The organism is Aquimarina litoralis, assembly GCF_039523995.1.
GTDB lineage: Bacteria > Bacteroidota > Bacteroidia > Flavobacteriales > Flavobacteriaceae > Aquimarina > Aquimarina litoralis.
Genome location: NZ_BAAAGE010000002.1, coordinates 476,211 through 501,213, shown reverse-complemented (window position 1 = coordinate 501,213; position 25,003 = coordinate 476,211). Strand labels below are relative to the sequence as shown.

Below are 25,003 nucleotides of genomic sequence, written 5' to 3'. Positions count from 1 at the left end.
TTTTACATAAGCATTACTTTTTACTTTTATTTTCTTCTACCAGTTTATCATTTTTCCAAACACCTTCAGTAATTATTTTATTATTCTTTCCATAAAATACACCAGCTCCATTTCTTTGATCATCTTTCCATAACCCAATATATTTTTCACCATTGGGCCATGAATACGTTCCCTTTCCATTACGACGATCATTTAAATATTGTCCTTCATAAGACTGACCATCGGTCCAATAAAAAGCTCCTTCACCATGTCTTAGATTTTCTTTCCACTCTCCTTCATATCTACTTCCAGTATCAAAAAAAGCTATCCCATATCCACTTGCCTTATCGTTTTTTACCTGACCCACATAATGAACCTTGTGCTTTTTTCTATTGGTAAAAGTTAAATACTCACCATACGACTTCTTTTGCTGTTTCTTTTTTACTCTATTTAGCTGTGCCTTCACTTTGGCTAATACAAAACTTAAAGAATCATATTTTCTAATTTCATAAGGTGAATCTGTTTCTACTACTGCTTCTGATTCCTCTATAGATTCAACAACAGATGAATCTTGAACAGTACTTGCCTGAGATAAAGCAATAAATCTTTCTGCTAGTTGTATGCGTAATTGAAGAGGCTTGTTGTTATTATCGTTAATCGTTTTATTCTTATAAGCTTTTAATGCGGCAGCATAATTGCCCTTAATTAATAAGGAGTCTATTTCTAATAAATCATTTCGAGAATCAATCTGTTCAGAAATCTGTAATTCTTTTTCTTGAGTTTCCTTAAGCTCTTTACGTAGTTTTTGTTCCTTAAACTTTCCACTCACTGCTACAATAACTGCTGTTAGTAGTAAACCATATAAAACTAATGTCGTCTTTTTTAATTTCATATTGCAGAAGCTTTATCTATAAATATAAATATTAATCATCCAAATGTATCGAAGGAAGTTTATTTTTTACTTTTCTAAAATCTGGAGAGAAATATAAATGTAATCTTGCTGTCCAATTTTGTTTATACACTGTCCCGTCGCTCAAAGTTTGTCCTTGAGAATACATAATTCCTGCTGCTAAGGTCATTCTTGGAGTTAATATATAACCAAATGATGCATGTAGTCTAAGATCTTCGAACGGACTCCCCACAACTGGTTTTCCACTTTGCATAATTAGCTCAGCCTCTGGAGAAAGGTAAAATGTTTTGGGAGCTAATGTTGGAGAATTTAAAGGGATTTTCGCTTTAAACATATACCTCCATCTGTTTCTGAAATCATAATTACTCCCTTCTGCGAAATCCTGAGTCCAACGGTGCTCTATCCTTATACGATGATAAAACATCATATTAGAAAGTGGCATCGCAAACATATACTGATGCCAAATACGCCATTCTGGCACCAAATTTCGATCTGGAGAAGAAGGATCTGTATTAAAATTTAATCTTAAAACCCCTCCTAAACTGAAATTAAACTTTTTAGAATAGATATAACCAATAGCATGACGATTATAAATTTGGGCAACTTGACCAACGAAAGGTGTTTGTTCAGTTTCTTCAAATCTAAAATGAGTCTGTGCAACCCAAAAGAAACGTTTAGCGATCCTAATATTACCATAGGTGTTGATCCATAACTTTGTAACAGGTTCCTTAAATTCTGATTCTCTCGGTGGATCTTCTTGCGCATCTATCTGAACTGAATAACTACAGAGAAGAATAAAAACAAGATATATACGTAAGTTTCCTTTCATCTATTCTTTCTCTTTATTGATAGGATATACCTGAAAACGTTCCAGAATTATTAAAGGATCTTTTTCTTTCCTTAGTTTTCTTTCTAATTTTCTTGTGTTTTCCTCGCGCATTTCATGCATACGTTGATGCGTTTTATGAACAGTCTGAATCCACTTTATAGAATCATCACAACTAATATCCTGTTCTACCTTTTGCAGAAAGTACGGTATTAAAACATTCTCATACGCTTGAGTAATACGTTTTTTTACCATTTCTGTCATTACTGTGGAAGTAAACGGATTCCAAACATCATCTTGATATTTTTTCTTTATCTCATTTTGTTGATTTGGTAATTTTAAAATAGTTTCTCCTATATTATCCAATGCATCAAAACAAACTACTAGCTCTTCGGCATATTTTAATTTTTCCTCAAGATCTTGCATAGAAGCATATCTATTTAGCTTACTTCTAGCATTATCTTTAATTGTACTTAGTGTATTTATATAAGCTTCTGGAATCGTATCTGTCTCAAAAGATTTTTCCAATACCTCTAAATACTGTAATTGACTAATCATTTTTTTCTCTAAGTCAATTGCCTTTTGTTCTCTTCTTTGTCTATTAACTTTCTTTGCTAATATCTCTTCTACAGTACTTAAGTATGTAAACGTTTCTTTAGCTAACTGTTCTACATCCAATATAGTTCTAGCTTTTGAACTCACTATCTGGTTTACTATTGGAGTAGTTTGTGAATTAAGAGATGGAAGTCCTCTTTCCCAAACCTTATTGATAATTTCACTCCTAGAGAAAAATGGTAGTAAAGATTTGGTATTGTATTCTAAGACCTGTCCTAAAGGTTTTACAATTTGGTTTGAAATTAGATGTACCTCTTCATATAGTTTAAAAACCTGTTCATCAGACAATTTTAGAATAGAAATTTGAGTGTCCTCTAATAAAGAAACGCAAATAGCATTGGCCTTTTTGTAGTAATCTGCAATTAAGTCTAAACTTTTTGTTTCCTTATTATTCAACGGAAAATAAGGTATTCGAACCTTAAATTGAGGAGTGAATGGAGCTTTACTGATTCCGGATACAATGGTATCAATCTCTTGATAATACAAATCATTTTTCTGAAGCAATGAAAGAATACCACTATCGGTAATTTTGGAGGCATTATCAGCACCCAATTTCAACTTTAAAATTTCGAGATAGGTATTATCTAATGTGATTGTTTTTCCTATAATATTTGTATTGGGATAAATCTCTATATTGGTAGTTTGTCCTCTGGACGTAATCTGAATACGTTCGAGAATACCTTCACTAAAAAACCAAGATTCTGCATCATCAACTTCTTGATCAGAATATAAGGTCCATTGATCGTGAGCAATACCATTTCTTAAAAATCTACCTACAAGTTCTTTTTCCTCATCTTCAATACGAAAACTACGCTGAGGAACTCCATTCTCAAAATCAATTGTACTTTTAAAAGTAATCTTATCTACCTTAGAATCTTGAATTTCTTGAGCAGTGTAGATCCATGCACCATCAGGTTTTCCTTCGATAAGATTACCTTTTGCTAATCGCTGCTCTCCACTAACATTTACAACATATTGTAGATCTTCGACACTACTTTTACTCTCTGTTTCAAATAGATTAAATGAAAATTCCCATGGACCTGTAGCATAATCATTTTCGAAATTTCCAGAAATGGAAAATGAAGAATCTTTATTTTCTAATAAATCCTTTAAGCTAGCACTACTAAATTGAAAGACTCCATTGAGAACAGTGTCATTTTCGATGATGTTATAATAAAAATTAGCATCTCCTTTATAAGATCCTAACTCAAATTTCCCGGAATACGTATATAATTCCTGAGATAATAGATTAAAAGGAAGAATGAATAAACATCCTACAATCCAAGTATATAGTAGATTTCTGTGGCTCATAATTATAGTTCTTTCTTTTACTATCTCAGATTTTATAAGAAAGATGTATAACGGGTACAAAAATAGAATAAAAATTAAGCTGACAAGCAATTAACTAGTTTTATACACATTTATTACAGTAAAACTATATTATGCACGATTTATTAATAGATAAATAATTTAAATAGTCAAAAAAGTTATTCAAGGAGTATATTATGCTATTACTGATCACCCTCCGACTTTTAATAGACCATTTTTAGATTCGAGTGTAATGACAAACTGAGAACCTTCTCCCAGAGTACTTTCACAATGAATAGTTGCCCCCATAGCTTCTACATACTTCTTAACAATAGACAATCCTAAACCTGTTGATGACTCTCCAGCTGTAGGTTGGGCTGTAAGTTTTTGAAATTTACCGAACAGTTTCTTCTGGTCTTCTTCGCTTATTCCCGGACCATTATCTTCCACGATAACATAAGTTTTTCCATCGAAGGAATGAACCTTTAAAACCACTACTTTTTCTTTATGAGAAAATTTTATAGCATTAGAAAGTAGATTTTCTAATACTTGTATCATATAATTTTTATCGATTTCTACAAGATGAGTACCCATCATAGCCTCTACCTCTATTGTTATTTGCTTATCCTTAGCTATAAGATCGAAACATTTTCCTACGTATTCAACTAACTCTACAATATCTAAAGTCTCTTTTACCAATTTAATAGTTTTTGTTTCTAAAGCCTGTGTATCTAAAATACGTCCTATCATCGTTGTCAAACGATCTACCGAATTATTAATTTCATTAAGATACATTTCTTGATCTCCGGATAATGTCATATTAGGAATATCTAAAAGCCAAATAGAACCTTTCATTTGATGTAATGGAGTACTAAGGTCATGAGCTACCATACTCACTAGCATATCCTTTTCTTTATTAAGATCTACAAGTTCTTTATTTCTTAATGCAATGACCGCTGTTCTTTCTTCTACTTTTTGTTCTAGTATAAAATTTTGTTCCTGAATAAGCTTTTCATTTTCTTTTGCAGATATTAAGGCTTTTAGTTGTGCTTTTTCTTTTTGCTTTTTGTACATATTGATTCGATCTCCCAAGGCAAATGAAAGTAGTAATACTTCAAATGCAGAACCTATTTGCATAGCATTTAAATAGGTCATTACAGGAGTAATATTTAAAGATTCCAGAATAGCAAAACAAATACCCATAATTAGCGCTCCCCAAGCTAATAAATAGTAAATCGCTGGTCGAAATCCTTTTAACTTAAAACGAATACCTAAAATGAGGAAATATGCCGACATTGCTAAAAGTCCTACCTGCGACAGTTTTAATCCTTCTATTTTAAACCCTAACATAACAAGAGCACAGACCAAAAAACCTATAATCAAAAAGATCATAGATATTTTATGTAAACGAGATCCAGATTCTTTAGTATTTAAGAATTGTTGGGTAAATAAAGTTGCAGTAATCATAGTTAATCCTGCACTTATTACTACCCACTTGTTTAAAAATGGATAATCTGCCCAAAAATATTCAAAGAAATAACCAAAAACGGATGCACCAAACCAAGTAATGCTCAATACATAAGCGATATAATACAGATAAATTCTTTCTCTAATTGAAATATATAAAAACAGGTTATACAAGAATATTAGTAACATGAAACCAAAATAGATTCCTTGTAAAAAATCTAGATCATGTTCATATGCCGCAAAACTAGGTAGTGTCCCTACACGTAATAAAAAGAATAGCGGCTGATCACATTTTACCTTTAGATAAAACGTATGCGTAGTATCTTTATCGATATTTAGTTTAAATAGATAATTTCCGACTTCAACCTCTCTCGTTGAAAAAGGTAAATCGTCACCAGTGTATCTAGAAGAAAGTAATGTTCCCTTTTCATCAAATTCGAATAGAGAAATAGAATCAATATATGCCGAGCCTACATTAAGATAAAATGTCTCTAAGGTCTCATTAGTAACTTTAAATCGTAACCAATAGGAAGAAGCTGTACTAGAAAAATTAATAGTTTCCTGAGAATTTGGTTTGAACTTATCTCCAAATTCATTTGTAACGATCTCTGATATGGTAAAATCAGAATTAGGGTCCTCCAAGTAATCCGTTTTTTTGCCAATATCTACTAGTTCTTTTGTATCATAAAGAGACACAGTGGATTGACTAAACGAAATCAACGGTAAGAATAATAGCATGAGTATTATCCCTGAACAATATTTTAATTTTATCATCATTCCTAAATGTGGGTATGGGGAATTTATATAAAAATTACTTGTTTAATTTACTAAATTATTTCTTGTTTTTAACAATTTAACTTGTAAGTTTATAAAGCTTTTTTTGCGAATATATGAACAAGTTAGAAATACTAAAGAATAATGCCAAAAGGATTGTAGATAATGTATCTGATAATCCGCAAGGTCGCTACCAATTACGTTACGAATTTTATCAGAAATATGGTGACCCTATTATTAAAGGAAAAGAAGGTTTAGGAAACTCTGAATTGGCTTTTATAAAATGGGAAATAAATCGAGGTACTCTTGATCCCATGGATAGTACACCTTCTGGAAGTCCATGGTGGAGAGCAGTAAATAGTCATTTTTTATATTTGGCAACACTGGCTCAATTGATCAAAGAATCTGGAGAAACATTTGAAGATCTACCTGTTCCGGTTACATTCTGGTTAGATTATATTCAAACACCTAATGAATGTACATGGTACAGAGCACATAATTCTAGCATCATTTCTGGTTATAAAGAAGCAGATGCAATCGCTTTCCAAGAAAATATATATGAACAATATTTTGTGAATATAGTGCTTTACAGATTACTATATGCACAATCCATGGTCGAAGGAGTAAGCTTTGGAATATTAGGGAAAATCTTTGGCAATCCAAGAGGTTGTGCCGTTTCTTTAATTACGGACATAGAAGCTTTTTATCCCAGTCATTATCCATTATCTAGAGAGGACATTAAATACGTTACTCATAAAGCTCATAACTTCTTTGGAATCGTAGAAACAATATTTGATAAAATATTTATACTGCCACATCTTGATGAATTATACGAGGAAGCAGCTCAATGGAATAAATCTCCCATTGTTACCAAGTTTATAGAAAACGGCAAACCTATTTACCCAATAAGTAAAAATGAATTAAATGAAACACATTTCAATGATAAGTTAACAACCAAAAAAATCCATATTCCTAAAAACTAATAAACTAATGCAAAACACAGAATCATCTAAAAAGAAAATCGCCATCTTAGGTAGTGGTATGTCATCCCTAACAGCTGCCTATGAATTAAGTAGTTATGAAAATTGGCAAGATCGCTATGAAATAACTATTTATCAAATGGGTTGGCGCTTAGGAGGTAAAACAGCCACTGGTAGAGGTCAAAATGAAAGAATCCAAGAACATGGAATCCATATAGCTCAAGGATGGTACGAAAATGCTTTTCGCTTAATTCAGGATTCTTACAAAGAATGTGAAAAACATAATTTAATGCCAGATAGTCCATTTAAGTCATGGGATGAGGCTTTTGATCGTGAGGATACTACTCTGCTTACTCATTTCGATCCGAAAACCAATCAATGGATCAAAAAAAATATTATTTTCCCATCAAACGAATACATTCCAGGACAAGGTGGTCCATTACCATTTTCTGCAATCGTAAAAAAAGCAATTGGACTCGTCGCTGAAATTCTTTTTGGTACTGATCCTAATAAAGATAGTATTATTATAAAAGCAGACACCTCTTTACATAGTATTAATACTCCAGAACATCATTCATTATGGTCTGATTTCAAATCCAAATTTGAAGCTTTTGTAAAAGAAAAAGTATTTAAACATGAAGGAGAAAAATTATTACACTATGTTTCAGAATTAGTAGATAATTTGGTAAAAGAAGGTCATGATCATGTTACAAGAAAAGATCATCATTCTATAATAAATGAAATATTCCATGTACTTGCTAAATGGGTTACTAAATTAATTGATTCTATTGCAGATCATAACGAATACTTTTATTGGCTGGCGGTTTTCGTAGAATTTGGCATGGTAAATATGAAAGGTACTTTTGCTGATGTGTATAATCCGGAAACTCATGAATTAGATTATGAAAAAATTAATGATTTGGATTATCGTGAGTGGCTAAAAAGTCATGGTGCTAGTGAGCGACTATTGAGTTCAGCGATGGTTCGATTTTTATACACAGGGACTTTCCATAACTTAACTGGAGCTGATCAGCAAGGGAGTTTAGCTGCTGGTGTTGGACTTCATTTTTTAACAAATTCTGCAGGATATAAAGGATCTTTCGTATGGAAATTTAAAGCTGGTACAGCGGATACCATGATTACTCCTATTTATTTGGTATTGAAAAATAGAGGTGTAAAATTTAAGTTTTTCCATAAAGTTGAACAAGTTCATTATTCCGATACTGGATCCATAGAGAAAATATCAATGGCAGAGCAAGTTACCTTAAAAGATGGAACATATACTCCAACATACAAATTGAAAGGACTTGATGTTTGGCCAGGAGAGCCGTTATATGATCAGATAGATGATGAGCAAGCTAAAGCTTTAAAAGAAGGTAAATTTGATCTTGAAGAATCTTGGTGCGGATGGAAAAATGTAAAAGAATTCTCCCTAGAAAAAGGTAAAGATTTTGATTATACGGTTTTAGGTATACCGATCGATGTACTTGGTGGAAATGAAGGAATTTGTAAAGAAATTATAGCTAATAATACAGCTTGGAATAATATGTATACGCATGTTAAGAGTATTCCAACCATGTCTATGCAATTATGGATTACACCTAATTTAAAAGAATTAGGGATGCACTTACCAGATTGGGGCTTTCCTGAGGGGGCGCTTCCTAATCTTGTAACCTATGCGGATCCTCAATATTCGTTTATTGATATGTCACAGGTATTACCTTACGAAGATTGGGGTGATCAAAAACCAGGAGTTTTAATATATTATACTGGTTCCTTCCTAGATCCTGAAGTCATTCCTCCTTTTTCGGATCATAATTATCCACATGAACAATTAGAACGCATAATGCGCATATCCGAACAGTGGTTGCGAGACAAAATGGGTTGGTTTTTTAAGAATGCAACAACCTTAGAATATCCAGAAGGAATGAAATTTGATGTGATTCATGATTTTTCTAAGATTGCAAAAACGGATTATGCACGATTAAAAACTCAGTTTTTCAGAGCTAATGTCAATCCTACTGATAGATATACTTTATCACTTCCTGGATCCAATAAGTACCGTTTAAAAGCTGATGAATCAGGTTTTGATAATTTAATAATTACTGGAGATTGGATTAATTTTGGAGTAAATGTTGGGTATTATGAAGGAGCCATTGTATCTGGACTTCAAGCTGGCCAGGTTGTTAGAAATAAACTTGGTTTACCAAGCGAAACACCTATTTTTAGTGGTGTAACTTTGAAATAAAACCTTTTGTAATAGATAATAATAGTCGATTATGCATTATAATCGACTATTATTTTATAGATATATTACGCTCATATGAAATATGATATAACCGAAGAGGATCTAGATAAAAGAAGTTATGGAGTTTCTTTTGATTTTTATAATGAAGCCCTTTTATTGCTTATCAAAGAGGAAAAAGAACGTAATAACCCATTTTTAAGTGATACTAACATTCAGAAAATGGAAAAGGATATTTTAAAAGCTATTAACTCCAAAATCTATACTTTTTTAATCCTCGGAATTTTTGCATTGGCATATGGACTGTATGTATTGATTTCATTCAAACCTAGAGTTGCTATAAATTTGTATACCCAATTCCCTTTTATAGAAAATGGATCAATTCCTATAGTTTTGGGCTTAGGACTCATCATTGGTTCTTATTACAGTTATATCAAAAGAACAAGTGTTCTACATTTCAAAGTTAAATCTAAAATCATCGAACATTTTAGAGAATTAAAAAAAGAAAAAACTTTTTCAGTAACTTCTAAAGGAAAGGGATCTAATAAACAACCAAAGAAAAATAAAAGAAGGAAAAAATAATTCGTTTTATTTCCTATTGTTGCTTTGCCTAAACTTGGAAGGTGTTATACCTTCAAACTTTTTAAACGCCGCGTTAAAAGAAGACAGACTACTAAAACCAACATCAAAAGCGATAGAAGAAATTGTAAACTTATTATTTACGACATCTAAAAACATTCTTTTTGCATCCTGAATTCTATAATAATTAATATAATCATTAAAATTTTTTTCGGCATATTGATTTATCACAGAAGAAGTGTGTTGTTTTGTTTTGTCTACTATCTCACTTAATTTAACTAAAGACAACTCTTGATCTAAGTACAACTTCTCTTCTACCATAAGTTGAGAAATTCTATTAAATAAAGAAAGGCTTTCATTAACAGCGAAAGCATCTCCATCTATTTCAATTACTTTCATTTGAAAAGCTTTATAACTTAGGTAATAGATCACAATTGAATATACAATTGGTCCTATAATATAGGGAACTGTATTATCTAAAATATTCAAAACATAGGTGATCCAAATAAGTATGCATCCAATTAGTAGATGATATAACCAATTAAATATGTTTTTTTGAGATTTTGTTTGTACAGTTATCTTATAGTTATTCTTTTTGGTTTTCACCATATGAAGACATTTTCCTATATAAAAAGCAAGATGCAGATATATAAAAATAAGTCCACTCCCAAATACTACGATTGCCATTCTACTATTTTCATACCACTCTGTAGAAATGAAAAGGCTGGCGACAAAAATCATAACAAACGGCATTAATTCTAGAAAATAAATTCTGTCTAAGGAAAAATCAGGATTTGTCATTGCTAACACATACCATCTTAAAATCGGACCTATTAATAATAAAAAAGCTAATCCAATAAAAATGAATATCGGCTCTAGATCATTACCAAAATTAAGCATTACTGATTTCCCAATTCTAAAAGCCATAAATATTAGTATAAGCCCTAATAAAATGTTTGTTAACGCTCTCTTTTTCTTTATGAATATTAAATAAAAAGCAAACAAGATCCCATGCAATAATCCTGCACTACTGATAATGACTAATAAGATATCCGAAAAATCCAATAAATCGCTTTTTTCAAATTTAGGTTATATTAAACTTCCTAGAAAATACTATATCACGAAAGTGATCTTTTTATCACTATCATATTAGTTTTCTTTAGATTTGATATAAGAAGTTAATCCTGTAAGACTAAAAAAACCTCCTAATTTTCCCTGCATTGCCGCAATAACACCATGTTTTGCGATTAACACTCTCTCAATATTCTTTTTATCATTATCATATAATTGATCAATCAATTCTTTGGCTTCTTCAGATCCTTGAGTGTGATACGTTTTCAAAATCTTTACTGCGTTTTCTTCGGCAGTAATTTCTCTGTATTTAGGTACGTATCCCATTTGTACAATCATTGTTTCAGCTAATTTCCAAGTAGACCAAGGGTTTTGTCCTGTAATTAAATTCTCATGATGGCTTACATTTTCTAAATACATCTCTCCTTCCGAAAAGGTAGCTCCTTGTTCTTGTAATTTGTCTTGTAAAAGAAATGGAAAAATTTCTTTAGCATCTGATATCAACAACAATTCTTCATCATTTGTAAAACCAGACACTTTCTTATTATTTATCAATGATTTTCCAGAATCTAAAGTAACATTTACCAATGCTGCAGGTCCATGACAAACTGCTCCAATAACTTTATCGGACTGATATAAAGTTTTTATAATATTCTGAATACTTTTATTGTCTGGAAAATCATACATTGCTCCCTTTCCTCCGGCAAAAAATACAGCTTCATACATCGTAGGATCAATTTTACCCACAGGAATAGAGTTTTTTACTTTATTCTGTGCATTAGCATCATTTAAAAAAGCATAATCATACACACCCATATCCTCATCATCAATAACTACTGGAGATTCTCCGCCAAGAGGACTCGCAATATCCACTTCAAAACCATTGGCTAAAAAAACGTAATATGCTCTTGCTAATTCTGTAAGTTCGTATCCTGTATTCTTATCTGTACTACCCATAACATCAGTACTCGTTACAATAGCCAGAATTTTGCCTCGGTTTGGTACAATATTTTTAGACAAATATGGTAAATCAGAAATGGTAGAAGAAGTAATATCGATTTTATCTTCAGAAGATGGTATAAGACTCATAAACCACCAACCAAAAAGAAATAAGGCAATAAACAAACTTCCTAAAACTCCTAATGACCATTTTAAAATTTTAAATTTCTTAGACATATTCTATATTTTTAAGTTCATGCAGCTAAATAATTGAAAATGCACGCTAAACAATGAGTGAATGATCATTCCGTCAGAGTAAATGATCAAATAGGAAGGTGTTTATAGACAAAAAAGCTTCGTAATTACTTACGAAGCTTGTAACAAAACTAACTAATAAAAACTCACATTTGCATTCTTAAAACAAATACTAAAACTTTATATTTTTTTTTAACTATAGTGCCTTAAACCATATTTCAATTCCATTTTCTGATGAAATATTATTACCGTCTGTTCTTGGAGATTGATTTCTATTATTTGATCTACCATTTCCTTGTCTTCCTCCAAGCGCTCCTCCACCATTCCCTCCTCTTCTTTGAACATTTCTCTGAGACTGTCTGGAAGATCTTTCTTGATCATTTCTATTCCTTTTATTTTTTACTGTTTCTATTCCAATCATCAGCTTATCTAAATTCTTGTCTGATTCTTCATGAATTAGCTTCTTAGGAATTTCTACTTCATAGTTAAAACTATTTTCTTCTTTATTTACAGAAATGTCAATTGTTATTTTTTCATTATTCAAGAGAATATTGAATTCTTTTTTGTAATCGTAAAAACTATATATCGCGTTCTGCGGAAGATCTTTATCTATCATATGAGATATTTGATCAAATAAAACATCAGGATCGGGAATCTCTTCTCTTTCATGGTTAAAATCTTCACTCTTTCTTAATGGCGGTTTATTTTCTTTTATTACCGGATAAGTGATAGATACATTTTTTTTCTTTTTTCCTTTATCATTAAAATATATATGAATTCCTCTGCGCAGAATTGACCTAGCTATTTTATGATCAAAAGTTTTAATGGAGATGTATAAATTCTTTTCACCTCTGTACACAGTATATGTTTCAGTCTCTTTATTAACGACAGTGGTGTCTGCATAATGTTTGCTATTCAAAATATTAGCATACATACTATTCATATTTATAACAAAGCAAATAAGAATAAGGATTCGTTTTATCATGGCGTAATAAGCTTTAATGATTAAAATTTTTCGACTGTTGGAAATATCGATATCCACACTAGTATTAGTATTAATAGTAAGCTCATACCTAATAACATATAGACATTATCTATGGACCTCATATCATTAATAATAAACAGCTCTTTAATTCTATTAGTCCAGTTTCCTATAGGAATGCTACTACCTAACAATTTGGTAGATATAATTTTATCAAACTGCACCACTATAAATTCTAAATAACCCATGGTTTTATTGTTATTTATCGCCAGAAAAGACAAAACAAAAGTGAAAGAAGCTATTATAGTTAATGGGTGTATTGATTTTAATATGTACTTTTTCATAGTGGATAACTTTAGAAATTACACATTAAATGACGGATGAAAATCAAATAAGTTTAAAACAAATTCAATATTCTCTATGAAATAATAACCTTCTTCTGTGAAACCACTATTCTATTCAGTAAATATCTTATCGGTATATGATTGTGAGCTGTTCTAAAAGAAGATCATCTAGTCTATTGAAAAATAAAGTATTTTTTAATTTTTAGGAATAGTAAAAGTAAAAGTACTTCCTTGTTTTTCTGTAGAACTTACAGCAATGTTTCCGCCAAGATTCTGAACGATTTTTTTTACGGTCGCTAATCCAATTCCAGTACCTACATTTCCATCTCGATCCTCAACTCCTACTACAGTAAATAGGTCGAAAATTTTCTCTAAATAATCTTGTGGTATTCCATTCCCATTATCTGTGACAGAAAATTCATATTGGTCACTGGTTTCTTCGATGCTGATATCGATTACTATTTCAGATTTTGAATTATATTTAATCCCATTAGTGATCAAATTAACCAATACTTGCATTAACGCAGATTTATTTACCAGTAACTCGTTCGTATTTCCACTTATGTAAAAAGTAGCTTTGTGCTCAGAATCAGTAATTTGTTTTAATTCTTCTAAAAGATTATCTATATGGATGTTTTCTTTTTTGTTTTGAACCAAATCATCACTTTTATAAAAGTTTAAAATTCCATCGATATAATCTTTCAAAGAATATGAAGATGTCCTTAGATATTCCAAGTACTGAAGTGATTCTTCATTAAGTATATCTTTATTATCGTCTTCTAATAATACGGTAAGCGAAATAATATTGGCTAATGGAGATTTTAGATCATGAGAAACTACACTAGCAAACTTCTTTAAATCTTCATTTCTTTTTTCTAGTTTATCTCTAAGCTGCCTGAGTTTCAAATTCTGATAACGTTGCTCAAAAAGATTAACCACCTGTTTAGACATAGCCAATAAAGCATCCTTTTGCTGAGAAGTTAGTTCTCTTGGTTTTGTATCGTACACACATAAAGTACCAAGTTTAAAACCATCAGCATCAACTAATGGCGCCCCAGCATAAAAAATAGCTTTATGCTCTGTTACCAAAGGATTCCCAATAAAACGTTCATCTTCCCTAGAGTCTTTTATGATCGTTATAGGATCATCCGAGTTAATGGCATGCCCACAAAAAGAAATTTCTCTCGGTGATTCGTTAAACGGTACTCCATAATGAGATTTTAGAAAATTGCGCTTTTTATCTAAAAGAGTTATTAGAGATATAGGAACATCACAAACATATGCCATAATAGATGTTATATTATCAAAATTTTCTTCTGATAATGTATCTAGTAATCCGTACTTCTCAACAGCAATTTGTCTGTACTTTTCGTTCTTTGGTATTTCTGGTGCTATCATTGGGGTAAAACTAAAACTATTAAATTAGTTCGACTAATAAACTATTTAATATTTACATAATTATAACAGTATTTGTCGTATTCTTTTAGTTTTTCTTACCATAGATCAATAATTTAAAGAAGATTTATTTCGAAATTTGTAGGAGTACATTGAAATCAATAATTAATCAGCATAATACAATAAAGACATGAGAAATTTTGAATTATATGTTCCTACCAAAATTATCTTTGGTAAAGGAGAAATTAAGAAATTAACTACCGAAGTACCTAAGGACAAGAAGATATTACTATTATATGGTGGAGGAAGCATTAAAAAAAATGGAATTTATGTACAAGTAACTGAGGCGCTCAAAGATCATGAAGTTATTGAGTTTTCTGGTATCGAAGCAAATCCTGAGTATACCACCTTATTAAAGGCCTTAGAAATAATTAAAAACGAAGATATCGGTTATATGCTGGCAGTTGGTGGTGGATCTGTGATTGATGGAACAAAGTTTTTATCCTCTGCAGCATTATATAAAGGTGATAATCCTTGGGATATCTTGGCTAAAAGAATTCGTACATTCGAAGGGTTACCGTTTGGGACAGTACTTACGTTACCAGCTACAGGAAGCGAGATGAATAGCGGTGCTGTGGTAAGTAGATCAGAGACAAATCAAAAAATGGTAATGGGTGGACCAGGATTATTTCCACAATTCTCTATCTGTGATCCAACGGTTGTGCATAGTATTCCTAAAAGACAATTAGCAAATGGTGTAGCAGATGCGTACACACACGTTTTAGAACAATATATGACGTACCCAGCAGATGCTCCATTACAAGACCGATTTTCTGAAGGAATTCTACAGACATTAATAGAAATTGCTCCAGAAATCATTAAAGATCCTAGTAACTACAAAGCAGCCTCTAATTTTATGTGGTGCTGTACGATGGCTTTAAACGGATATATACAAAAAGGCGTTCCAACGGATTGGAGTGTTCATATGATTGCTCATGAACTCACTGCGTTTTATGGAATAGATCACGCGCGTACATTGGCTGTAATTTTACCTAGTGCTTACACAAAGAAGTTTGAGCAAAAAAAGGAAAAATTGGCGCAATATGCAGAACGAATCTTTAATATCTCAGAGGGAACTACAGAAGAGAAAGCGAAAAATGCAATACAAAAAACTGAGGAATTCTTTCAATCATTAGGAATAGAAACCAAGTTAAGCGCTTATACCGATGATTACGATGGTTTTTCTCAAAAAGTAGCTAAGAACTTAAAAGATCATGGAATGACTGCTCTAGGAGAGCATCAGGATATCACTCCAGAGGTTGCTGCCGAAATTGTAGAAATGGCATACTAACATATCGAACTTATTAACAAAAGCCTTGCATAGTATTACTAGCAAGGCTTTTTTATTTTATGATCAAAAATTCTATTTGTAAAATTGAAATCGTATTAATTGATTTATATAATTAAGTCCTATCCCAATAATAACTAAAAATATTGGTATTCTAGGAATCGAACTAAATATTGCATACTCTGTATTGAAAGTATAAAACAACGTCCCTAAAATCATTAAAATTAATACAGTACAAACAATTATGATCACTGGGAAAGACCAAAAAAGTGATTGTTTTTTTGCTTCTTCTTGTAATTGAATACCCTGCATTACTTTATTTATAAAATCATCAGAAGTTTCAATAGTACTTTTAATGATTAATTCTTTAAATTTTTCTTCTTTCATAACAAATTGTTTAAATCGTCTCCTAGTATTTGCTTTAAATGGAATTCAAAATTATCTCTTCCCCTATGCAGGTTTACTTTTATTTTAGAACTTCTAAATCCCGTAATCTCTTCTATCTCCTTTATTTTATATTCGCATAAATAAAAAAGTCTTAGTACCAATGCTTCATCAGGTTTTAATTTTTCCAAAGTCATATTAATATACTTTTTTTGATCAGCTTCTTTTAAATATTCTTTTTGACGATGAACCATTGAATCTACTTCTGACGTATGCTCAATACTAACCATATTTTTTCTTTTCTTCAACTCATTGTAGCATGTATTTACTACTATCCTATACAACCAAGTAGCAAAAGATGCTTTGAATTTAAAAGTATGTAACTTATTATATACCTTCATAAAAACCTCTTGTAAAACATCTTCTGCAACTATAGCATCTTTTAGAATTGATATAGCAAGTGATAGTGATACATCTTTGTAGGCAAAAATAAGTTTCCTAAAAGCGGATGCATCACCATCGATAACCTTGCGGATAAGATTATAATCTTTTTGTATTTGACTATTCTTCAAGTCGTTTTCTTATAAAATGTGCAACAACTAAGCCTGTAGCGCCAAAAACAAGAATAGTCCCCCATACCAATAAATCTGTAGCATCCTCAGACAATCCAAAAGTTGTAAAAACTGATGAAATGAGGAGTCCAATTCCTAGTCCAAAAACTATACATCCTAGATCCAAATACTTCAATTTATTATTTCTATGTTCTTGGTAGACACCTTTTTCAATAAGTATTTTCTTGACCAAATATGTATATCTAGCGATTATAAATACAATTACTACAATGGCAACTATCATTGTAATAAACACAAATACTTCATTTAAATCTTTCATAATTTTTATATTTAAAAATGTTCTCCTAATATTTTTTCGATCGTTTCTAATAAAGGAAACAAATTATCCGAGTTTCCAAACATTACGAAACCATAATTTTGTTTTGGTATAAACATAGTATATGCCTGAAAGTCTTGATTATTTCCAGTATGTAAATGCATAAGCCCATTGGGAGTAGGCTTTTGTGAAAAACCTAGTCCCCAACCGGTTTGTCCGGTTTCCTTTAAAATTTTATTATTGGACTTAAAATGATTATGCTCTCTAAGCATCTCATCTCTAGTTTTTACAGTTATGTTTTTAGGATTCATCATTTCTATTAGAAACATGGCATAATCCTTTGCATCAGAATGTAGACTAAAACCTGGACCAACCTTTTTATATCTATTAATTTCAGGATTGGTTTTTCCTTTCATATGCCCGTAAGCCACATCATTATCATAGATTGTATTCCAAGTATAAAGACTTCTATTTATTCCTATTGGGGCTAAAGCTTCTTTTATAATTAAAGAATCTAATTCAGTTCCCCATCCAATTCCTAATTTTGTTCCAAAAGCAGCTCCTAAATGTTGATAGGCTTCTCCTGAATAAGAGAAATCAGTACCTGGTTCAAATGCTATGGAGATAGGTTTTCCTTTTACCCAATTAGGAATCCCTGTACCATGTGACAATATAATCCTTGGGGTCAATGTTTTATACGCTTCAAAAGAGTCTTTTGCAATAACTCCTTCTGGAAAAATAGGTTTTAAATATGGATATATAGGTTTATCCAAATCTAATTCTCCTTTTTCGACCATTTTCATGATAAAATATGCGAATAATGGTTTAGAAAGAGAAGCTCCTTCAAAAATAGTTTGTTTGGTAACTGGTTCATTCGTTTTGTAACTTTTTACTCCAAAAACACTATGATATACAATGTTTCCGTCATTTACAATTGCAATAGAAAGCCCAGGAAGTTTAATAGAATCTATAGCTTTCTGAATATGCGCATCCAAAATTGAAGTTTTTATATTTCGCCCATCAGGAACCCTAAAAGATGCTTTTGCATTTTGTGACCAATTTAGATGCATATAGAATCCAAAAAAGAGTACTAATAACATTTTGATTGTTCGTTTTGATTGATTCATTTTTTTTGATTTTGAATATGAATAATTATTTGATTGTGAATTCACAATTATTGGACAAAATGAATTAAAAAAAGGTTACAAAATTAATTTGTTAAGCAAAAAAAGGGTTATTACTCAACCTCCTTATGGTCTTACCATTAGCCACTTAAAAAAGACAAAATAATGTTAAAATAACAACATCTTTTGTGCTAACTTTAGGGTAATTAACTACTTAAATTTTACACAAATGAAATTAAAACTTGCATTCGTAATTATGTTTCTTGTCGCCACAATAACTGTCGAGGCACAACAAGGAAAAACTAAAGCATTCTATCATGGAAAAGTCTCCTCGGTAGAATACGTAACTCCCATGCAATCCAGACCACAAGATTTACGTCCATCGGACAATTCTGTAAAAGAAGCAAAGGACAAAAGATCTTTAGGGAATCAGATTGTAGCAGGAAAAGATCCTCAATCTAAAAATGACTATTTTGTTTTAAACAAACACCAACAAGAACAAAGTGTACAAAGAGCTCCTGCTAATTTAGTTTTCGACTCTTATACTTCTGGATCTAATCCAACAGATCCATCGTTAGCAGTTGGTCCAAATCATGTATTTGTAGTTTATAATACTGGATTTATGATTTTCGATAAATCAGGTAATCAACTCCTAGGACAAACAGCTCCTAATCCAGCTATATTTCCTTCTGGTGGATGCTGTGATCTAACGGTATCGTATGATAATGCTGCGGATAGATGGGTACTTTCTTTCTTGGGATCTGGCGCTCAAGTAGCTGTTTCTGATGGGCCAAATCCGCTTACTGCAGGATGGTTTGTTTACAATATTTCTGGAATTCAGGATTATCAAAAACTTTCTGTTTGGAGTGATGGATATTATATCACAGAAAATACTGGAGGAACTAACAAGTTATGGGCTTTAGAAAGAGATGCTATGTTAGCAGGTGATCCAGGTGCTCAAATTATTGGTTTTAATCTTCCTGGAATCGTAACTAGTGGTTTTTTTAGCCCGCAAGCACTAAATGTAACTAACGGAGACTTACCAGCTCCTGGTGGAGCAACAATAGTATATTTACAAGACAACGCATGGAGCGGGGTTTCTGTAGATCATATAAAAGTTTGGACAGCTGACGTAAACTGGAATAATCCGGGAAGCTCTACTGTATCCAGTCCTCAAGAAATTACAACAACTCCTTTTATTAGCGTATTCGATGGAGGAAGTTTTTCTAATTTAGCACAGCCTGGTGGTGGGATATCCATTGATGCGTTACAAGCTACTATTATGAATCAGGCACAGTTTAGAAAGTTCCCAACACACAATTCGGCAGTATTTAATTTTGTAGTAGATACTGATGCGAGTGCTGGAGAATTAGCTGGTATTCGTTGGTACGAATTTAGACAAAGTGGTGACAATCAACCTTGGTCACTATACCAAGAAGGTACCTATACAGCACCAGATGGTAGACATGCTTGGAATGCTAGTTTAGCAATGGATGGTCAAGGAAATATTGGAATGGGATATACTTCTATGTCTGGACCTACTACTCCAACCACAGTGAGAGTAAGCTCTTATTTTACAGGAAGATTAAGCTCTGATCCACTTGGAACAATGACTAGTGCAGAAGGTTTAATTGCTAATGGAAATGGAAACTTTACTACAAGTATCCGATATGGAGATTATAGTAAAATTGATGTTGACCCTTCTGATGATTCTTCATTCTGGTTTATTAATGAGTACATTAATAATAGCCGAAGAGGTGTTGTTGGTCGATTTGAAATCGAACCTGGAGTTCCAGACACGCAAGCACCATCAAATCCAACGAATCTGACAGCTTCTAATATTACATCATCAGGAGCAACATTAAGTTGGACAGCATCCACAGATAATGTAGCAGTAGCGCGTTATAACATTTCCATTGGTGGTACATCAGTAGGTACATCTACTACAACAAGCTTTGATGTAACTGGGTTATCTCCATTAACGTCTTATAATGCTTCGGTTACCGCTGAAGATGCTGCTGGAAATGTTTCTGGAGCGGCAACAGCAACCTTTACTACTAGTGATTCAAGTGGTGTTACGTATTGTGACTCTGCAAGTACTAATGTAAATGATGAATTTATAAGCCGAGTAGAGTTAAATACCATTAATAACACATCTGGAGCACAGTTTTATTCAGATTTTACTGGTATAGCTACCACTTTAAATGAAGGTCAATCCTATGATATTACTATTGTTCCTACTTGGACAGGTACTATATACGCAGAAGCATATGCTGTTTGGATCGATTATAATAACAATGGTGATTTTGATGATGCAGGTGAATTAGTATTTAGCAAAGCACCATCCACAGATGCTACGAATACTGGATCTTTTACTGTTCCTGCCGGTACTTCATTGACTGCTGTAAGAATGAGAGTTTCTATGAAATATAATGACATTCCTACTTCTTGTGAAACATTCACATATGGAGAAGTTGAAGATTATACTATTAATATAGCGGAAGGATCAGGAGATACAGATCCTCCAACAGGATATTGTGATTCCAATGGTAGAATTACTTCAGATGAATTTATTTCCAGAGTGCAAATAGGAAGTATTGATAATGCTACAGGTGCTGAATCTGGAGGATATGGTGATTATACTTCTTTAACCACAAGCCTGAGTGGTACCAATACGATTACGATTACTCCAACATGGACAGGAACAATTTATAATGAAGCCTATGCTGTTTGGATTGATTATAATAGAGATGGAGATTTTAATGATGCTGGTGAGTTGGTATTTAGTAAATCACCATCAACAGATACTAGTAATACAGGATCTTTTACAGTTCCTGCAAGTGCATCTTCTGGTGCTACTCGTATGCGTGTATCCATGAAATATAATGATATCCCCGATCCTTGTGAATCATTTACATATGGAGAAGTTGAAGATTATGTAGTGATTTTAGGATCTAGTCGTGAACAACTATTAACCTTTACTGAGGAGGCGGATAGCAACATTAGTATATATCCAAATCCAGCAAGTTCTCAATTAAACATTGAAATTGTAGGAGGTAGTTTTACGCAAATAGAAATTTTCTCTTCTACTGGTGCAGTAGCCAAGAAAATTAATCCAAATGTAGATTCTTTATCTATAGATGTTTCTCAATTAGCATCTGGAATGTATTTCGCAAGATTTACGAGTCCTAATGGATTTGCGATCACAAAGAGATTTGTAATCAATAAGTAAAAAATATATTTAGTTAGCTATTAAGTATGTTTGAAAGGCTGTTCATGTAGTGTGAACAGCCTTTTTTTCATATTTGGAAAATCTAAAAACTTGATGATATCATCGCCACTGTAAAAGAGACAACCCTAATCCAAAAGTAGTTTGCTTATGGCTGAAATCTATTAAACTTTCCCCATACCCATGAAATATCTGTGCGTGTACCTGTAATTGACCTAGAACTTTAATTGCATAGTCAAGCTTTATGCTACCTCTACTATTACTGCCTCCTCTCAGCGAATGTTTAATCATAATACTTAGATCATGTCTACCTTTTGAGAAGACAGTTAAAAACTCCGTTCGTCCTACATAATCTTCTATACTTGGATTATCATCTTCCGCAGCATCTTCGGGCAAGCGCCACCAAGGTCTTAAAACAAAACTCCAAGAAGAAGTTTCCCAACCAAACTGTAGTATTATTCTATTCCAACTTCTAGATAATGGATTAGATCTTCCATTACTCTGATGATTTATTCCAACTCCAGCAAATACACCATTTAACCCAAAAATCTTATACTTTGTTGGGAACACAAGCATAACTTCTGGTTCATAATTTGTTTCTCTAAAAGGTCTACTGATATTTGCACTATATAATTGCCATCTTGATGATTGAGTATATCCTATCCATACATCACCTCCTATTTTCTTTCCTAACAAATTCCTTGCAGCTCTTGTCTTAAAACTTAATTGAAATTTCAATTCAGTATCCGAAAAATCGGATGATTCTTCCACAGTATTAAGCGGATTATCACTGGTTGGAAAATTATTAATGTCCGTTGTGTAATTTGCTGCCAAAAAATAAACCGGTTTATACGGTTCAATTTTAAAACGTTTTATACTATCACTTTGTACCAACCATCTCTTAGATAAGCTTCCTTGGTTATCTTTGGCATTGGTTTGACTATAACAAGAAGCGAATGATAACACATATAGACTTGTTAAGATTAAAACTTTTGCAAAAAGCTTCCTGTACTTTATAGTTAATCGGATTAGATTCAAGAAAAATAGTTTATTATTGAACAAAATTTCTAATTGATAAAAAAACCAGCAGGAATACATTCTTGCTGGTTTCTTTATAAAAAGATGGACAAATATACTACTTATTAATTCCTTCTAAATCTAACATAAAGGCATAATTTAGAGCAGTACGTTTATAGCGCTCAAAACGTCCTGAAGCTCCTCCATGACCAGTTTCCATATCACAATCCATGATTAATAGATTGTTATCCGTTTTTAACTCTCTTAATTTAGCAATCCATTTAGCTGGTTCCCAATATTGCACCTGACTATCCCAATACCCAGTTGTGATCAAAATATTTGGATATTCTTTGGCTTCTACATTATCATATGGAGAATATGACTTCATATATTCATAATATTCTTTATTCTTAGGATTTCCCCACTCATCAAATTCAAAAGTGGTTAAAGGTATTGTTTCATCCATCATGGTAGAAACTACGTCTACAAATGGTACGGCAGCTACTACTCCATTCCAAAGTTCTGGTTTCATATTAAGTACTGCTCCCATTAATAGACCACCAGCACTACCTCCATAAGCATACATATGATCAGCACTTGTGTATCCTTCTTTCACTAAGAAATCTCCAACATCGATAAAATCGGTAAAAGTATTTTTCTTTTTAAGTAATTTTCCATCCTCATACCAATGACGTCCCATTTCTTCTCCACCTCTAATGTGAGCCAATGCAAATACAAAACCTCTATCTAATAAACTTAATCTAGTAGAACTAAAATACGGTTCGGTACTGCTTCCATAGGATCCATAAGAGTATAACAAAAGTGGTGTCTTAGCATTTTTCTGAGTTCCTTTTTTATACACCAAAGATATTGGTACTTTTACACCATCTCTTGCCGTAGCGTATAGTCTTTCGGATACATAGTTGTCTTTTGAAAAATTAGGATCTAGTACTTCTTCTTCTTTTAAAACAGTTTGTTCTCTGGTATCCATATTATAATCAATAACACTACTTGGAGTAGTCAAAGAAGTATAACTATATCGTAAAATATTAGTATCAAAATCTAAATTTGTAGATGTATAGGCAACATAAGCGGGATCATTAAAAGAAATATAGTGATCTTCATTACCATCCCATTTTCTAACTCGAATAGTACTAAGACCATTTTTACGTTCACTTAGTACCAAATGGTTTTTAAAAGGAGTAAAACCTTGTAGTAGTACATCATCTCTATGCGGTATTACATCTACCCAATTATCTTTTGTAGTTGCATTAACAGGAGTTTTTACCAACTTGAAGTTTTTCGCATCTAAGTTTGTTCTTATGTAAAAATGATCTCCGAAATGTGCTACACCATATTCTAGATCTCTTTCTCTTGGTTGTATTACTTTCCACTCTCCATTAGGAGTATCAGCATCTAAATATCTGTATTCTGTAGATAATGTTTGATAACTACCACTGATAATATATTTATCTGATCTGGATTTATATACAAACGTACTGAAGGTATCATCCTTTTCATCAAATACCAATACATCCTGAGACTGATCCGTACCCAAAACATGTTTGTATATTTTATTTGCTCGTAGCGTAATCGAATCTTTAGAAGTATAGAATACTGTTTTATTATCATTAGCCCAAGCAACACTTCCTGTAGTGTTTACCAATTTATCAGAAAGGATTTGATCATCCACCAGGTTTTTAAAATGAATAGTATATCGACGTCTTGATACCGTATCAATTCCATAGGATATCATTTCATTATTGGGACTTACAGATAATCCTCCTAATGCAAAATATGCCAGCCCTTTTGCCATTTCAGGACCATTAAGCATAATTTCTTCTTTGGCATCATCTTCTAATTTTTTACGACAATACAAGGCATAATCCATTCCTTTTTCAAATCTGGTATAATAAGAATACCCATTATCATTGTAAGGAACTGATGAATCATCTTTTTTAATTCTTCCCACAATCTCATCAAACAATGTTTTCTGCAAGCTATCTGTATGTTTCATTGCAGCATCTTTGTAATCATTCTCTGCATTTAGATAATCCAGAACATCCTGTGTTTGTGCATCAGGTGTTTCTGCATTTTTCTGCTCATCACTTAGACGCATCCAAAAATAATTGTCTATTCGAGTATCGCCGTGTGCCGTTAATTCTTCTGCGATTTTTTTAGCCGTAGGTGCTGTTAAAGATTCGTAAGGTTTTAATTTCGTTTCTTCTTTCTGTTCAGTTTTACAGCCTATCAAAAACACAAAACTTAAAAGAAATAGATTGATGATTTTTGTTTTCATTAAATGAGAATTTATAGTTAAACGAGTAAATGTACTAGTAATATT

The 25,003-nt window shown here is 32.2% G+C and carries 20 protein-coding genes; 5 read left to right on the top strand and 15 right to left on the bottom strand.

Annotated elements, in window-relative coordinates; all coding sequences use genetic code 11:
* Positions 1–13: 13 nt before the first annotated feature.
* The 4 genes from ABD077_RS11135 to ABD077_RS11120 form a co-directional block, all read right to left on the bottom strand.
* Positions 14–871 (bottom strand): MORN repeat-containing protein, encoded by an 858-nt coding sequence (locus tag ABD077_RS11135; protein WP_343912383.1) that lies wholly within the window; start codon positions 869–871, stop codon positions 14–16.
* 31 nt (positions 872–902) lie between these two features.
* Complete coding sequence (locus tag ABD077_RS11130; RefSeq protein ID WP_343912382.1) at positions 903–1,718, bottom strand: DUF2490 domain-containing protein; 816 nt, start codon at positions 1,716–1,718, stop codon at positions 903–905.
* The gene (locus ABD077_RS11125; protein ID WP_343912381.1) at positions 1,719–3,641 is read right to left on the bottom strand and encodes a hypothetical protein; all 1,923 of its coding nucleotides are present in this window, start codon (positions 3,639–3,641) and stop codon (positions 1,719–1,721) included. It lies immediately after the preceding gene.
* A gap of 207 nt (positions 3,642–3,848) precedes the next feature.
* The gene (locus ABD077_RS11120) at positions 3,849–5,843 is read right to left on the bottom strand and encodes a sensor histidine kinase (RefSeq protein WP_343912380.1); all 1,995 of its coding nucleotides are present in this window, start codon (positions 5,841–5,843) and stop codon (positions 3,849–3,851) included.
* 152 nt (positions 5,844–5,995) lie between these two features.
* Between ABD077_RS11120 and ABD077_RS11115 the strand changes: the two genes are divergently transcribed.
* From ABD077_RS11115 to ABD077_RS11105, 3 genes are all read left to right on the top strand, one after another.
* Positions 5,996–6,862 carry a hypothetical protein gene (locus tag ABD077_RS11115; RefSeq protein WP_343912379.1) on the top strand — a complete coding sequence of 289 codons (867 nt, stop codon included), beginning with the start codon at positions 5,996–5,998 and terminating at the stop codon, positions 6,860–6,862.
* Between the two features lie 7 nt (positions 6,863–6,869).
* Positions 6,870–9,107, top strand: coding sequence for an NAD(P)-binding protein (locus ABD077_RS11110; protein WP_343912378.1), 2,238 nt, complete (start codon positions 6,870–6,872; stop codon positions 9,105–9,107).
* Between the two features lie 75 nt (positions 9,108–9,182).
* Positions 9,183–9,686, top strand: coding sequence for a hypothetical protein (locus tag ABD077_RS11105; RefSeq protein ID WP_343912377.1), 504 nt, complete (start codon positions 9,183–9,185; stop codon positions 9,684–9,686).
* A gap of 6 nt (positions 9,687–9,692) precedes the next feature.
* Here the strand turns inward: ABD077_RS11105 and ABD077_RS11100 are convergent, their stop codons facing one another.
* The 5 genes from ABD077_RS11100 to ABD077_RS11080 all read right to left on the bottom strand — a co-directional run bounded on the left by ABD077_RS11100 (position 9,693) and on the right by ABD077_RS11080 (position 14,672).
* A complete protein-coding gene (locus ABD077_RS11100) occupies positions 9,693–10,610 on the bottom strand; it encodes a helix-turn-helix domain-containing protein (RefSeq protein WP_343912376.1) in 918 nt (305 codons plus the stop codon).
* A gap of 222 nt (positions 10,611–10,832) precedes the next feature.
* Positions 10,833–11,930, bottom strand: coding sequence for a type 1 glutamine amidotransferase domain-containing protein (locus ABD077_RS11095; RefSeq protein ID WP_343912375.1), 1,098 nt, complete (start codon positions 11,928–11,930; stop codon positions 10,833–10,835).
* Between the two features lie 214 nt (positions 11,931–12,144).
* Positions 12,145–12,882 carry a hypothetical protein gene (locus ABD077_RS11090; protein WP_343912373.1) on the bottom strand — a complete coding sequence of 246 codons (738 nt, stop codon included), beginning with the start codon at positions 12,880–12,882 and terminating at the stop codon, positions 12,145–12,147.
* 71 nt (positions 12,883–12,953) lie between these two features.
* Positions 12,954–13,274, bottom strand: a complete 321-nt coding sequence (locus ABD077_RS11085) for a hypothetical protein (protein WP_343912372.1) — start codon at positions 13,272–13,274, stop codon at positions 12,954–12,956.
* 195 nt (positions 13,275–13,469) lie between these two features.
* Entirely contained in the window at positions 13,470–14,672 is a 1,203-nt protein-coding gene (locus ABD077_RS11080) for a sensor histidine kinase (RefSeq protein WP_343912371.1), read from the bottom strand.
* A 187-nt stretch (positions 14,673–14,859) separates the two neighbouring features.
* Here ABD077_RS11080 and ABD077_RS11075 point away from each other — a divergent pair, with 187 nt between their 5' ends.
* The gene (locus ABD077_RS11075) at positions 14,860–16,020 is read left to right on the top strand and encodes an iron-containing alcohol dehydrogenase (protein WP_343912370.1); all 1,161 of its coding nucleotides are present in this window, start codon (positions 14,860–14,862) and stop codon (positions 16,018–16,020) included.
* Positions 16,021–16,092: 72 nt separating this feature from the next.
* Here the strand turns inward: ABD077_RS11075 and ABD077_RS11070 are convergent, their stop codons facing one another.
* The 4 genes from ABD077_RS11070 to ABD077_RS11055 are packed head-to-tail and all read right to left on the bottom strand — an operon-like array spanning position 16,093 to position 18,416.
* Positions 16,093–16,404 (bottom strand): hypothetical protein, encoded by a 312-nt coding sequence (locus ABD077_RS11070; protein ID WP_343912369.1) that lies wholly within the window; start codon positions 16,402–16,404, stop codon positions 16,093–16,095.
* Positions 16,401–16,973 carry an RNA polymerase sigma factor gene (locus ABD077_RS11065; protein ID WP_343912368.1) on the bottom strand — a complete coding sequence of 191 codons (573 nt, stop codon included), beginning with the start codon at positions 16,971–16,973 and terminating at the stop codon, positions 16,401–16,403. Before ABD077_RS11065 ends, ABD077_RS11070 begins: the two co-directional genes overlap by 4 nt.
* On the bottom strand, positions 16,963–17,292 hold the full coding sequence (locus tag ABD077_RS11060; RefSeq protein ID WP_299601508.1) for a DUF6249 domain-containing protein: 330 nt from the start codon (positions 17,290–17,292) through the stop codon (positions 16,963–16,965). Before ABD077_RS11060 ends, ABD077_RS11065 begins: the two co-directional genes overlap by 11 nt.
* 11 nt (positions 17,293–17,303) lie before the next feature.
* On the bottom strand, positions 17,304–18,416 hold the full coding sequence (locus ABD077_RS11055) for a serine hydrolase domain-containing protein (RefSeq protein WP_343912367.1): 1,113 nt from the start codon (positions 18,414–18,416) through the stop codon (positions 17,304–17,306).
* 226 nt (positions 18,417–18,642) lie between these two features.
* Here ABD077_RS11055 and ABD077_RS11050 point away from each other — a divergent pair, with 226 nt between their 5' ends.
* On the top strand, positions 18,643–21,645 hold the full coding sequence (locus ABD077_RS11050) for a GEVED domain-containing protein (RefSeq protein ID WP_343912366.1): 3,003 nt from the start codon (positions 18,643–18,645) through the stop codon (positions 21,643–21,645).
* A gap of 99 nt (positions 21,646–21,744) precedes the next feature.
* On the opposite strand, the gene ABD077_RS11045 is transcribed toward ABD077_RS11050, so the two are convergent.
* Both ABD077_RS11045 and ABD077_RS11040 read right to left on the bottom strand, forming a co-directional pair.
* Positions 21,745–22,680 (bottom strand): phospholipase A, encoded by a 936-nt coding sequence (locus tag ABD077_RS11045; RefSeq protein ID WP_343912365.1) that lies wholly within the window; start codon positions 22,678–22,680, stop codon positions 21,745–21,747.
* Between the two features lie 97 nt (positions 22,681–22,777).
* Positions 22,778–24,958: a S9 family peptidase gene (locus ABD077_RS11040; protein WP_343912364.1), complete on the bottom strand. Its 2,181-nt coding sequence runs from the start codon at positions 24,956–24,958 to the stop codon at positions 22,778–22,780.
* Positions 24,959–25,003 lie beyond the last annotated feature (45 nt).